This window comes from Bacillus sp. JK106, assembly GCF_053663355.1.
In genome coordinates, this window is the sequence record NZ_JBSJQC010000003.1 from 682,569 (window position 1) to 696,136 (window position 13,568).

Consider the following 13,568-nt stretch of genomic DNA (forward strand, 5'->3'; position numbering starts at 1 on the left):
AAATGAAATCGTTACTCAGCAAGCCATTTTGCTGCGTCTTTTGCATGATACGTCATAATCAGATCGGCTCCTGCACGTTTCATGCCCGTTAAAATTTCCAGCACCATTTCTTTTTCTTTAATCCAGCCGTTTTGGGCTGCCGCTTTCACCATGGAATACTCCCCGCTCACATTATATGCGACCAGCGGCAGGTGATGGCGGTTTTTCACATCACGCATAATATCTAAGTATGACATAGACGGTTTGACGATTAAAAAGTCAGCGCCTTCTGCCGCGTCTGATTCAGCCTCACGTAGCGCTTCCAGGCGGTTGGCCGGATCCATCTGATATGTTTTTCGGTCACCGAACTGCGGCGTGCTGTCAGCCGCGTCGCGGAACGGGCCGTAGAATTCACTTGAATATTTCACGGCATAAGACATGATCGGAATATTCGTGAATCCTTCTTTGTCGAGCGCTTCCCTGATCACTGTGACAAAACCGTCCATCATATTTGAAGGAGCGATGATGTCAGCGCCGGCTTTAGCCTGGCTGACGGCTGTCTGCGCCAGCAGCTCAAGCGACTCGTCATTGAGGATTACTCCGTCTTTCACGACCCCGCAATGGCCGTGATCCGTGTATTCACAAAGACATGTATCAGCGATGACGATCATTTCAGGATAATGCTTTTTAATTTCAGCAATCCCTTTCTGCACAATGCCATGATCGTGAAAAGCCTGGGTTCCGCAGGCGTCTTTTTCTTCCGGCACGCCGAAAACGATGACCGACTTAATGCCGAGCGATATCAGCTCAGCCATTTCATCCTTTAACAAATCGAGTGATACATGATAAACCCCCGGCATGGAAGGAACTTCTTTTTTTCCTTCGAGTCCTTCAACGACAAATAACGGGTAAATAAAATCTGAAGGGTGAAGACGTGTTTCTTTTACTAAATCTCTCATCGCAGCGTTCGCGCGCAAACGGCGGTGTCTGTTAAATGTTTGATTCATCATTATCTATCCTTTCCCGACATGCTGCACATGACGTCCAGCATGCCTTCAATCGTATAGGTGTCAGGCACATGGGATGAGATCCCGTATTCCAAGAGCGCTTTCTCTGTCAAAGGGCCGATGCTGATATAGCTCGCACCGCTGTTTTCCCACGCTTTTTCTCCGTCTCCGACCGCGTGCATAAACGTATGCACCGCCGATGAGCTGGTAAACGTAATAAAATCAAAATGAGAGCGGGATGCAGCCCGTCTCAGCTCGTCCATGCCTTTTTCATCCTGAATGGTATTGTATAACACCCATTCCCTTATTTGATAGCCAAGCGGCTCAAGCTCCGCTTTTATGACATCGCGTGATAAATTGCCCTTTATCACTGAAATGGGTTCGGCAGCTGATGCGTGCCGTTTTAAAGTATCAGCCAGACATTCCGCCACATACTCGTCAGGCATCGCATCCGTCCGGGCTCCCCGCTCTTTCAGGGCGCGCGCTGTCTTTTCACCGACGGCTGCGATTTTTTTCCGTCCCGAAAGCGCAAGGCCATGCTGATCAAGGTAGGAAAAAAAGAACCGGACACCGTTTACGCTTGTAAACACAAGCCAGCCCGGTTCAGAAAGGTCTTCCCGCAGACTGTCCGCACATTCATCCGGGAGCGCTTCCTGAAAAGCGATCAGAGAGGCGGAAACAGCCGTTCCGCCGAGCGCCTCCACTTTTTTTCGGAACGGTGCTGCCTGTCTTTTGTTCCGGGTGACGAGCACGGTCTTTCCTTGTAAAGGAAGGTCAATTGCCATCCTGATCGAGCTCCTGTTTCACGCTGTCGATTAGTGCTTTGGCTCCTTTTTCAGACATCATCGCCGCACAGCGTTTCCCGATTTCTTCCGGATCATGTCCCGCCGCTGTTTCTTTATAAATCGTCTTTCCGTCCGGAGACGCGACAAGACCGACCAATTCAACCTCATCCCGGTCATTGACGGACGCATACCCGGCTATCGGCACTTGGCAGCCGCCTTCCATCGCGTGTAAGAAAGCCCGTTCGGCTGCCACCGTGCGCTGCGTATACTCATCGGTAAATTGCGCAAACAGCTTCAAAAGCTCTTCATCCGACTCTCTGCATTCAATGGCAAGAGCGCCTTGGCCGACCGCAGGCAGACAGCGGTCCGGTTCGAGGAATTCAGATACGACATCATCTTTCCAGCCCATTCTCGAAAGCCCCGCAGCCGCTAAAATAATAGCATCGTAATCTTCCGTTTCAAGCTTTTGAAGTCTCGTATCGATATTGCCTCTGATCCACTTAATTGTAAGGTCAGGGCGTTCAGCAAGAATCTGGGCGCTTCTTCTTAAACTGCTGGTGCCGATGATGCCCCCTTCTTTTATGCCGTCCAGCTTTTGATGCCCTTTTGAAATGAGCGCATCACGCGGATCCTCACGTTTCGGTATGCAGCCTATGACAAGACCTTCAGGCAAAACGGCGGGCATGTCTTTCATGCTGTGAACCGCCATATCAATCTCCTGATGCAGCAGCGCCTGTTCAATCTCTTTGACAAACAAACCTTTGCCGCCCACTTTTGACAGTGTAACATCGAGGATGCGGTCGCCTTTTGTGACAATCTCCCGGATTTCAAAGTCATAGGAAGGATTCAATTCCTTCAGTTTGTTAATCACCCATTTTGTCTGGGTCATAGCCAGTTTGCTCCGTCTGGAACCTACCTTAATCGTTCTCATTTTCTTTCCTCCCGAATCTGTTTGGGCGCGTGCGTTAACTGAACCAATGGAATTGTGACAGGCTTCCGAGCAGGAAGTAATTAATCATCAGCACGAGAAAACATGCTGAATTCCATAACGCCGCCACTTTTCCCTGCAGTTCCTTAATCATTCTGATATATAAATAGTAGCTGTATAAAAGCAGCACAATAAACGAGCCGAGCACTTTTGAATCAAACCAGTACAGCGTTTCCAGCGACACATACGCCCAGATCACGCCTAATATCAGGCTCAACAGCAGCATCGGAACCCCGATGACATTTAAAACGTAAGCCATATAATCAAGTTTTGACAAATCTTCAATTCTCAACAGCCATTTTCCCCATTTTTTCTTCTTTAATAAAGAATATTGAAACTGATAAAGAAGCGAAAAGACAAAAGAAAGGGAAAAAGCGCCGTAAGACAGAATCGCCATTGTAATATGAATGACCAAAAGCTCTGAGACCAGCTGACCGGAAAAGGCGGCCGAATGCTGATCCGTCGGTGAAAACGTATGGATCGCAATCATCGAGAAACCGATGACATTCGTGAAAAACACGATAAAATCAACCCGCAGAATCTGCGTGACCACAAGTGAAAGCGTGACAAGCACCCACGCATAAAAGTAAAGGGCCTCTGTAATATTCAAGACCGGAAATCTGCCCGTCTGCCACATGAAATAAGAAAGATAGACGGTTTGCAGAGTCCAGACAATAGAAAGCAACCAGAAGGCTATTTTTCCAGCCTTCCGGTTGTGTTGAAGAAAATCTATAAAGTAAAAAAGGACGCTTACTGCATAAATAACAATTGTCGCTTCATTAAGTCTTGCCATTGCTGTATCAATCATACAGCCCTCACTCACTTACAAGCGGACGTAAGCCCGTTTTTGCTTCTGCCTTTTGAAACGAATGAACCGTCTGGCGGTTATCCAGGCTTTTGTCCAGCTGGCGGCCGGCCTCTTCCTCAATATCGAAAATCTGCATAAACAGCTTCAGCTTTTCATCTGAATCCGCTTCAGCCGCAAGCTCTTTCGCTTTCAGAATCGGGTCGCGCAGCATTTGGTTAATGATGCTTTTCGTATGTTTGCTGAGAAGTTTTTTCTCTCTCACCGTCAGATGAGGCAGCTTGCGCTCAATGCTCTGCATCGTATCGGACTGGATGGACAGCGCCTTTTCACGCAGCGCCGAAATGACCGGCACGACGCCGAGCGTATTAAGCCACTGCTTAAACTCAACAATTGCCGCTTCAATAAACAGCTCGACTTTTTCAGCGGTTTCGCGGCGTTCTTGTAAGTTGGCTTCAACGATTCCTTCAAGGTCATCAATATCGTACAGAAAAACACCTTCAAGATCGTTAAGCGCCGGATCGAGGTCTCTCGGCACAGCGATATCCACCATAAATAACGGACGGCCTTTCCGCTGTCTGCCCGCTCTCTCCATCATCTCTTTAGACACGACGAAATCACTTGCGCCTGTCGAACTGATTAAAATATCAGCTTCAGCGAGTGCATGTTCAAGCTGGTTTAAGCTGCGCGCTTCTCCGGAGAAACGGTCAGCAAGCGCTTTTGCCTTCAAAAACGTTCTGTTGATGACCGTTACTTTGCCGATACCCTGACCGTGCAGGTTTTCTGCGGCGAGCTCGCCCATTTTTCCCGCACCGAGAATCAAAATGTGCTTATTTGACAATGAGCCGAAGATTTTTTTCGCGAGTTCAACGGCGGCGTAACTGACGGAAACGGCATTGGCGCCGATATCGGTTTCGGCATGCGTGCGTTTGCCGACGGTCACCGCCTGTTTAAACAGCTCATTGAAAATGGTGCCGATCGTCTTTTCTGCCTGCGCCGTTTTAAAGCTCGAGCGGACCTGGCCGAGTATTTGCGTCTCTCCGATGACCATGGAATCCAAACCGCACGCCACACGGAATAAATGCTCGATCGCCGCGTCGCTCTCATAAAATTTCAGAAACGGAGACAGCTCTTCTTTCGGCAGCGAGAACCATTCGGATAAAAATGTCTTTATATAATAACGGCCGGTATGAAGCTGGTCGACCACCGCATATATTTCGGTGCGGTTGCAGGTTGACACGATAATGTTTTCAAGAACGCTTTTTTCTTCTTTTAAACGGAGCATCGCTTCTGCAAGCTCATCCGGCTGAAAACTTATTTTTTCGCGTATTTCAATAGGGGCGGATTTATAATCTACTCCCACAACAAGAATATGCATCGCTTTCATGCACCCCCGTACATCGCAATTTATTTATAATCATTCTAACATAGAATTTATTATTTATAATAATTATAACATAGTTTCTTCGGGAAAATGTGAACAGATTTCAAAAATGTTATGCTATAGTATAAAAAGCTCGTTTCCACTGTAATCATCATACTAAAAATCCTTTACTGCGGGTAGGTGACAGGATGAAAAAAACATCAATTTTATTACCGGGACTTCTGCTAGCCGCTTCATTATTCGCATGGCTTCAGAGCGGACAGGTTCACCTGTTTGCGAATCAGGGGGAATGGCCGGTGCTCCTTATGCTCTTGGGGGCCGTGCTCTTGTATCAGGGCAAAAGGGAAGCGGCCGGGCCTCACGTCCTGATCGGCATGCTTCTTTTCGGCATAGGTTTACACTTTTTCGCCAAACCTGAGCTCTCATGGTGGCCGGGAGATTTTGAAATGATTCTCTTCGTCTTCGGATTCTCCTTATTTGCGGCAGCCAGAAAAGAATATGTATACGAAGCGGCTGCCATGATTGGTTTTTCCCTCTTTTTATACTTCTTTAAACAAATTACGGCGTGGCTGGAGTCCGTCCATATTCCGACGGAACACTTCAAAACATACTGGCCGTATGTTTTCATCGGAATCAGCCTTTTATTATTGTTTATCAAGCGGAACAAAACTATACGATAAAACCCAAAACGCACTGCGTTTTGGGTTTTTCATTACCGGCTGATCATTTTTTTAATGGCTCCCCATGCTTCATCTTTGCCTTTTTTCGTTTCAGAGGAAAATAAAATCAGCTCATCTTCAGGATCCATATCAAGCGTCTGTTTGACAACCTTTAAGTGCTTGTCCCATTTTCCTTTTGGAATCTTATCCGCTTTTGTCGCGATAACGATGACGGGAATGCCGTAATACTTCAGGAATTCATACATGTTCACGTCTTCAGCAGACGGCGCGTGCCTGAGGTCGACAATCTGCACGCAGGCTTTCAGCTCTTCGCGGGTCGTCATATAGGTTTCAATCATTCTCCCCCATGCTTCCCGCTCGCTTTTGGAAACTTTCGCAAATCCGTACCCGGGAACGTCGACAAAATGCAATTCATCATTGATGATGTAAAAGTTTAAAGTCTGTGTTTTCCCCGGTTTTGATGACGTTCTGGCCAAGTTTTTCCGATTGATTAATGAATTGATAAAAGATGACTTTCCTACATTTGATCTTCCCGCCAGCGCGATTTCCGGAAGCCCCCCATCAGGGTACTGTTCGGGTTTGACCGCGCTGATCACGATTTCTGACTTTGTGACTTTCATTTCTTCTCTCCTACTAAGGCATGTTCCAAAACGTCATCGAGATGAGACACATATATAAACTTCAGTCCTTCTCTGACGCTTTCAGGAATATCCTCTATATCTTTTTCGTTATCTTTAGGCGCAATAATAGTGGTCAGGCCCGCTCTGTGCGCGCCGAGCGCCTTTTCTTTCAGTCCGCCGATCGGAAGCACGCGGCCCCGCAGCGTGATTTCTCCCGTCATACCGACTTCGCGTTTTACCGCACGGTCCGTTAATGCTGAAACGAGCGCCGTGGCCATCGTAATTCCGGCAGAAGGGCCGTCTTTCGGCACCGCTCCTTCAGGGACATGGATATGAATGTCATACTTCTCATGGAATTTCGGGTCGATTCCGAACTGTTCCGCTTTCGAGCGGACATAACTGAAAGCGGCCTGCGCTGATTCCCGCATGACATCTCCAAGCTTCCCGGTCAGAATCAGCTTTCCTTTTCCCGGTGACAATGACACTTCGATTGACAGCGTATCTCCGCCGACCGTCGTATACGCGAGCCCCGTGACAACCCCGATTTGATCTTCGGTTTCCGCCTGTCCGTATCTGAATATCCGTTTTCCGAGATAGTCGGCCAGATTTTTCTCTGTAACGGTAATGCGTTTTCTCTCCTCAGACACAATGGCTTTCGCAGCCTTTCGGCAAATGGCGGCAATCTGGCGTTCAAGCGTTCTCACGCCGGCTTCCCTCGTGTAGTAGCGGATGATGTCCGTAATCGCCTGATCCCGAATCTGCAGGCTGCTCTTTGTGAGCCCGTGCTCTTTGATTTGTTTCGGCAGCAGGTGATCCTTCACGATCTCCAGCTTTTCGTTTTCAGTGTAGCCTGACAGGCTGATAATCTCCATTCTGTCTCTGAGAGGGCCCGGGATGGAAGCAAGGTTATTCGCAGTCGCGATAAACAGCACTTTCGATAAATCGAACGTCTCTTCAATATAGTGGTCGCTGAATGTGCTGTTTTGTTCCGGATCCAGCACCTCAAGCATCGCCGAAGACGGATCGCCTCTGAAATCAGATGACATTTTGTCGATCTCATCCAGGAGAAAAACCGGATTTTGTTTGCCGGCTTTTTTCATTCCCTGGATAATCCGGCCCGGCATCGCCCCGACGTATGTGCGCCGGTGCCCGCGGATTTCAGACTCATCGCGCACTCCGCCCAGTGAAATTCTCACAAAACGGCGCCCCATGCTCGTACTGATTGATTTTGCAAGAGATGTTTTACCGACTCCCGGAGGTCCGGCGAGACAAAGAATCGGCCCTTTCAGCGTTTTCGTCAGCTGTTTCACGGCCAAATACTCCAAAATCCGCTCTTTCACTTTCTCTAAGCCGTGATGCTCTTTATCTAAAATTTCCCCGGCTTTTTTAATATCAAGTTTATCTTCTGTTTCATCCGACCACGGAAGGGCGATGAGCCAGTCGATATAGTTGCGGATAACAGAGCTTTCCGCTGAGCTTGACGGCACTTTTTCGTAACGGCTTAATTCCTTAAGCGCCGTTTCTTTGACACGCTCAGGCATGCCTGCTTCTTCTATCTTTTCCGTGAGCGACTGAACTTCGCCGGTTTTTCCTTCTTTGTCGCCAAGCTCCTTCTGAATGGCTTTCATCTGTTCACGCAAATAGTATTCCTTTTGAGTGCGTTCCATCGAACGTTTGACGCGCTGACCGATTTTTTTCTCAATCTCCAGCACTTCTTTTTCATTATGAATGGAACGAATGACCTTATTCAGACGTTCTTTAATATCCGCCGTTTCTAAAATGTCCTGCTTGTCCTTTAATTTCAGCGGGAGATGAGAAGCGACGATATCCGCCATTCTGCCGGGCTCTTCAATATCAGTCACAGCCGCATACGTTTCTGCGGAGATTTTTTTAGAAATTTTTATGTACTGGTCAAAATGGTCCAGCAGCGTCCGCATAAGCGCTTCGTCTTCCACGTCTTTTGAATCATCCTCATGCATCAGCTGTATATCGACCGAAGTATAATCTTCGAGTTCGGTGTATTCAAGGATCTGCGCCCGCTGAATGCCTTCTACAAGCACTCTGATCGTACCGTTGGGCAGCTTCAGCATCTGTTTAATTTTTGTATAAGTGCCGACGGCGAAAATATCCTCTTCACCCGGTTCGTCTATCGAAATATCCTGCTGAGTGGCTAAAAAAATCATATGATCATGCATCATTGCCTGTTCAAGAGCCTGAACCGACTTGTCACGGCCTACATCTAAATGTAAAACCATTGTCGGGTATACCAATAAGCCTCTTAAAGGGAGGAGCGGGATGCTGCGTTTTGTATCTTCTGCCATGTGACTGACACCTCCGTGACTTTAGTATGAACCATTATAATACAACTTTTTCATCGTTGTACAATTCCGGGATCGGGCTTTAATCGGCTTATCCGCCTGCCCTGTATATAAAACAGTCTCTTCGTAGTATACCCTTTCTTTCTGTTCTGAAAAAGGAAAAGATGTCCTCCATAAAAAAACCCCATTATAAAAATGGGGTTTATACAGATTCTTTATTCATTTGGATATCAAACGGTTTTTGTTCTGAAGGAGGGTCAACCAATATGACGTCAAGCACTTCCTGGAACGTTTTTACCGCTTTAATGGTGATTCCGTCTATTCGTTTCAGAATGGACTGCTGATTTTCATATGGGATAATGACCGTTTTTGCTCCGGCCTGTTTTGCGGCTTTAATTTTCGGAATGACGCCGCCGATCGGTTTGACAAGCCCCGTCAGGCTGATTTCTCCCGTCATCGCCACCGTATGGTCGATCGGGATGCGGTGAATCGCGGAAAAAATCCCCGCGGCCATCGCGATACCTGCTGAAGGTCCGTCAATCGGGCCTCCGCCCGGAAAATTGACGTGAATGTCATAGTCTGAAGGTTTGATGCCCATTGTGCGGAGAACCGTCAGAACATTTTCCACAGATCCCTTCGCCATGCTTTTGCGGCGGATCGACTTCGATTGGCTGCCGATGCTTTCTTCCTCTGCAATTCCCGTGATATTCAGGCTTCCTTTGTCCTGCGCCGGTGTGACATTCACTTCGATTTCCAGCAATGCGCCGCTGTTCGGCCCGTAGACGGCGAGTCCGTTCACGATGCCGACTTGCGGTTCATCGGCGATTTTCTGCTCATTTTTAGGTGTGAGCTGACTGGAATGAACAACCCATTCTATATCTTCTGTCGTGATTTCTTTTCTGTCCTCAGTCACCGCCATGCCGGCGGCGATCTGGATCATATTGACGGCTTCACGTCCGTTTCTCGTATATGCGGTCAGCACGCTGAGAGCTTCGTCAGAAATCTCTTTCTGAATTTTGTCGGCTGCTTTTTTCGCAACGATTTTAAGTTCATCCTTTTCCAGCTCGCGGAAAAATACTTCAAGACAGCGCGAACGGATGGCCGGAGGAATTTCAGTCGGCATTCTCGTTGTCGCTCCGATCAAACGGAAATCCGCCGGAAGCCCATTTTGAAAAATATCATGAATGTGATTCGGTATTTGCGTATTTTCTTCACTGTAATACGCACTGTCTAAAAATACTTTTCGGTCTTCAAGCACCTTCAGCATTTTATTCATCTGAATCGGGTGAAGCTCGCCGATTTCATCAATAAACAATACCCCGCCGTGAGCATGGGTCACAGCCCCTTGCTTCGGCTGCGGAATGCCTGCCTGGCCCATCGCACCCGCTCCCTGATAAATCGGATCATGCACTGAACCGATAAGCGGATCGGCAATCCCCCGTTCATCAAACCGCGCGGTCGTCGCATCAAGTTCAACAAAAACAGCCTGCTTTTGAAACGGTGACTGTTTATGTTTTTTCGCTTCTTCCAATACCAGCCGCGCCGCAGCCGTTTTACCGACTCCCGGAGGACCGTAAATAATGACGTGCTGCGGGTTCGGTCCGCAAAGCGCTGCTTTTAACGCTTTAATTCCGTCTTCCTGGCCGACAATGTCCTGAAAGCTTTTCGGCCGCACCTTTTCTGATAAAGGTTCTGATAAACTGATGGCGCGCATTTTGCGCAGCTGTTCCATTTCCTTTTTTGATTCTTTATCTATCGTCACTTTTTGTGTTCGCTGGTTTTTGAGCAGATTCCAAAAATATAGTCCGATGACTATCCCGAAAAACAGCTGTACAAATAATGCGATCCCTGTCCAACTCATACTGGTCCCTCCTGAAAAAACGATTTATGTATCCAATTCATTCCTCTGTCCGCTAGTATCTCCCAGCAAAGCCCGGAATAAACATTTTCAGAAGGGTCAGGACAAGAAAAAAAACCTCCTGATCAAATCGGGTCAGGAGGTTTTGTCGTGTTATGCTGATGTTTTATCTTGGCCGACAACAGTGCCGTCTTTTAATACAAGACGCGGCGCTTCACCGTCTGCGACTGTCGCTCCGGTAATGACACATTTTTCAATATCATCGCGGGACGGCAGATCAAACATGACGTCAAGCATGATGCCTTCAATGATAGAACGCAGGCCGCGTGCGCCTGTTTTACGCTCGATCGCTTTTTTCGCAATTTCAGATAATGCCTCGCCTTCAAATTCAAGCTCGACATCATCAAGTTCTAACATTTTCTTGTATTGTTTGACGAGTGCGTTTTTCGGTTTAGTCAGAATTTCAACCAGTGCCGTTTCGTCAAGCTGCTCAAGGCTTGCAATGACAGGAAGACGGCCGATGAATTCAGGAATCAGACCGAAACGGAGCAAGTCTTCCGGAAGAACTTTAGAAAGCAGTTCTTCTTTTTCCAGGTCTGCCGCTTTATTATCAGAGCCGAAGCCGATGACTTTTTGTCCGAGACGGCGTTTGATGATTTGTTCAATGCCGTCAAATGCACCGCCGCAAATGAACAGAATGTTCGTCGTATCGATCTGGATGAATTCCTGATGTGGATGTTTACGTCCTCCTTGAGGCGGCACGCTTGCAACCGTTCCTTCAAGAATTTTCAGCAGCGCCTGCTGAACGCCTTCGCCTGATACGTCGCGTGTAATGGACGGGTTTTCAGATTTTCGCGCTACTTTATCGATTTCATCGATATAAATAATGCCTTTTTCTGCTTTTTCCACATCATAGTCTGCTGCCTGAATCAGCTTGAGGAGGATGTTTTCTACGTCCTCACCGACATATCCGGCTTCAGTCAGAGATGTAGCGTCCGCGATCGCAAACGGAACGTTCAGAATACGCGCAAGCGTCTGGGCAAGAAGTGTTTTCCCGCTTCCAGTCGGTCCGATTAAAGAAATATTACTTTTAGAAAGCTCAACATCATCCACTTTACTGTTGGAATTGATGCGTTTGTAATGGTTGTATACCGCAACCGCAAGTGATTTCTTCGCCTGATCCTGTCCGATGACATATTCATTCAGAATCTCACGGATTTCCTGCGGCTTCGGAACGTCTTTAAATTCGACTTCTTCTTCTGTACCAAGCTCTTCCTCTACGATTTCTGTACAGAGCTCAATACATTCGTCGCATATATATACACCCGGTCCTGCAACCAGCTTACGAACCTGATCTTGCGTTTTTCCGCAGAACGAGCATTTCAATTGTCCTTTTTCCTCGTTGAATTTAAACATTCTTTCACCCCTTAATCTTGTCTCACTTTTTCTTTTACCTGAAGGGCAAAAGAAAACGGTTCTTGCTACGATCGAGTATGTATTGCATTTTACCATACTTTCCAGTAAGACGGTAACAATGTGTTTCGCACTTGCACATTCTATATGTATGACGAAAAACAGCCCGGCAATGACTATCTTGCCCCAAGAAAAAGAGTTATATCATAATTGTACAAAACAAGGCACGAATTAATCGCGCCCTGTTTTATTATGTCTATTATTATGAACCATATTAACGGTTTTCTACAAGAAAATCAATTGCTTTTCGAACTTTTAAATCTTCTTTCATCGCGTCAGTTGAACCGATTGCCTGCTTGATGTTTTCAACCGGCATGTTGTAAGCTTCAGCCATTTTAGTCAGCTCAGCTTCAACTTCTTCGTCCGTTACTTCAAGGTTTTCAGCTTGAGCGATCGCTTCAAGAGTCAGGTTTGATTTTACGCGTTTTGCGGCATCTTCTTTCATTTGCTCTTTTAACGCGTTTTCGTCTTGGCCTGAGAATTGAGTGTAAAGCTCAAGGTTCATGCCTTGCATTTGCAGACGCTGTTCGAATTCTTTCAGCATGCGGTCAAGCTCAGTGTCGACCATCGCTTGAGGAACATCAGCTTCAGCGTTTTCAGATGCTTTCAGAACAAGCTCTTCACGCAATTTAGCGTCAGCTTCGTTTTCTTTTGCTTCTTCAAGGCGTTTTTTTGTTTTCTCAGTTAATTCAGCAAGCGTTTCAACTTCTTCGTCAATGTCTTTTGCGAATTCGTCATTAAGCTCAGGAAGCTCTTTCGCTTTGATTTCATGAATTTTCACTTTGAAAACAGCTGGTTTTCCGGCAAGCTCTTCAGCGTGATACTCTTCAGGGAATGTTACTTCAACATCCTTTTCAGCGCCTGCTTCAAGGCCTGTTAACTGCTCTTCGAAGCCCGGGATGAATGAACCTGATCCTACTTCAAGTGAGTAGTTCTCAGCTTTTCCGCCTTCAAACGCTTCGCCGTCAACGAAACCTTCGAAGTCAAGAACGACTGTATCGCCGTTTTCAACAGCGCCTTCTTCTTTCACGACAAGCTCAGCCTGACGCTCTTGAAGCGCTTTAAGTTCGTTTTGTACATCTTCGTCAGTAACAGCAGTGTCATCTTTTTCGATTCCTAAGCCTTTGTAATCGCCAAGTTTCACTTCCGGTTTTACAGTCACTTTTGCAGTGAAAATTAAGCTTTCGCCTTTTTCGATTTTTTCAACATCGATTTCAGGGCGGTCTACAGGCTCAATGCCGGCTTCTTCAACCGCTTTAGGGTATTCTACAGGAAGTAAAATATCTAAAGCATCCTGGTAAAGAGCTTCAACGCCGAAACGCTGTTCGAATAAACCGCGGGGAACTTTCCCTTTGCGGAATCCAGGAATAGAAACCTGTTTTACTACTTTTTTAAATGCATCATCAAGAGCTGTTTTGAACGTATCCGCATCAACTTCAACCGTTAATACGCCTACGTTGCCTTCTTGTTTTTCCCATTTTACAGACATGTGTTTCCCTCCAAAAATCTATTCAGGTTGTGTCGGTCTTCCATTCTAAAGCAATCCGCGGCTTTGTCAAAGAAAAAACCGCTTTGAATCAGAATCATTATGTAAAGAACTGGCAGCCTGTCCAACCGTAATTCTCATTTCAGTTAAACCGCTATACATAAATACAACCACTATATTATAAC

11 protein-coding genes are annotated in these 13,568 nt (G+C 46.7%); 1 reads left to right on the forward strand and 10 read right to left on the reverse strand.

What is annotated here, in order from left to right; translation table 11 throughout:
* Window positions 1-11: 11 nt before the first annotated feature.
* From hemB to hemA, 5 genes are read right to left on the reverse strand one after another with little or no spacing between them, the layout of a single operon-like run.
* Complete coding sequence (gene hemB, locus ACWJJS_RS13890) at window positions 12-986, reverse strand: porphobilinogen synthase (protein ID WP_003152632.1); 975 nt, start codon at window positions 984-986, stop codon at window positions 12-14.
* Between the two features lie 2 nt (window positions 987-988).
* A complete protein-coding gene (locus ACWJJS_RS13895) occupies window positions 989-1,771 on the reverse strand; it encodes a uroporphyrinogen-III synthase (protein ID WP_077722657.1) in 783 nt (260 codons plus the stop codon).
* Complete coding sequence (hemC, locus tag ACWJJS_RS13900) at window positions 1,761-2,702, reverse strand: hydroxymethylbilane synthase (RefSeq protein ID WP_077722658.1); 942 nt, start codon at window positions 2,700-2,702, stop codon at window positions 1,761-1,763. Before hemC ends, ACWJJS_RS13895 begins: the two co-directional genes overlap by 11 nt.
* Before the next feature lie 34 nt (window positions 2,703-2,736).
* Window positions 2,737-3,567 carry a cytochrome c biogenesis protein gene (locus tag ACWJJS_RS13905; protein ID WP_003152629.1) on the reverse strand — a complete coding sequence of 277 codons (831 nt, stop codon included), beginning with the start codon at window positions 3,565-3,567 and terminating at the stop codon, window positions 2,737-2,739.
* Window positions 3,568-3,574: 7 nt separating this feature from the next.
* Window positions 3,575-4,942, reverse strand: a complete 1,368-nt coding sequence (gene hemA / locus ACWJJS_RS13910; RefSeq protein ID WP_003152628.1) for a glutamyl-tRNA reductase — start codon at window positions 4,940-4,942, stop codon at window positions 3,575-3,577.
* 194 nt (window positions 4,943-5,136) lie between these two features.
* Here hemA and ACWJJS_RS13915 point away from each other — a divergent pair, with 194 nt between their 5' ends.
* The gene (locus tag ACWJJS_RS13915; protein ID WP_094247686.1) at window positions 5,137-5,628 is read left to right on the forward strand and encodes a hypothetical protein; all 492 of its coding nucleotides are present in this window, start codon (window positions 5,137-5,139) and stop codon (window positions 5,626-5,628) included.
* 32 nt (window positions 5,629-5,660) lie between these two features.
* Here ACWJJS_RS13915 and yihA read toward each other — a convergent pair whose 3' ends face one another.
* The 5 genes from yihA to tig form a co-directional block, all read right to left on the reverse strand.
* Window positions 5,661-6,248: a ribosome biogenesis GTP-binding protein YihA/YsxC gene (yihA, locus tag ACWJJS_RS13920; RefSeq protein WP_003152626.1), complete on the reverse strand. Its 588-nt coding sequence runs from the start codon at window positions 6,246-6,248 to the stop codon at window positions 5,661-5,663.
* Window positions 6,245-8,569, reverse strand: coding sequence for an endopeptidase La (gene lon / locus ACWJJS_RS13925; RefSeq protein WP_454023653.1), 2,325 nt, complete (start codon window positions 8,567-8,569; stop codon window positions 6,245-6,247). The genes yihA and lon overlap by 4 nt, the downstream gene beginning before the upstream one ends.
* A 199-nt stretch (window positions 8,570-8,768) precedes the next feature.
* Window positions 8,769-10,427, reverse strand: coding sequence for an ATP-dependent protease LonB (gene lonB / locus ACWJJS_RS13930; RefSeq protein WP_003152622.1), 1,659 nt, complete (start codon window positions 10,425-10,427; stop codon window positions 8,769-8,771).
* Window positions 10,428-10,577: 150 nt separating this feature from the next.
* Complete coding sequence (clpX, locus tag ACWJJS_RS13935) at window positions 10,578-11,840, reverse strand: ATP-dependent protease ATP-binding subunit ClpX (protein WP_003152620.1); 1,263 nt, start codon at window positions 11,838-11,840, stop codon at window positions 10,578-10,580.
* Between the two features lie 271 nt (window positions 11,841-12,111).
* Window positions 12,112-13,386, reverse strand: coding sequence for a trigger factor (gene tig, locus ACWJJS_RS13940; RefSeq protein WP_454023654.1), 1,275 nt, complete (start codon window positions 13,384-13,386; stop codon window positions 12,112-12,114).
* Window positions 13,387-13,568: the final 182 nt, after the last annotated feature.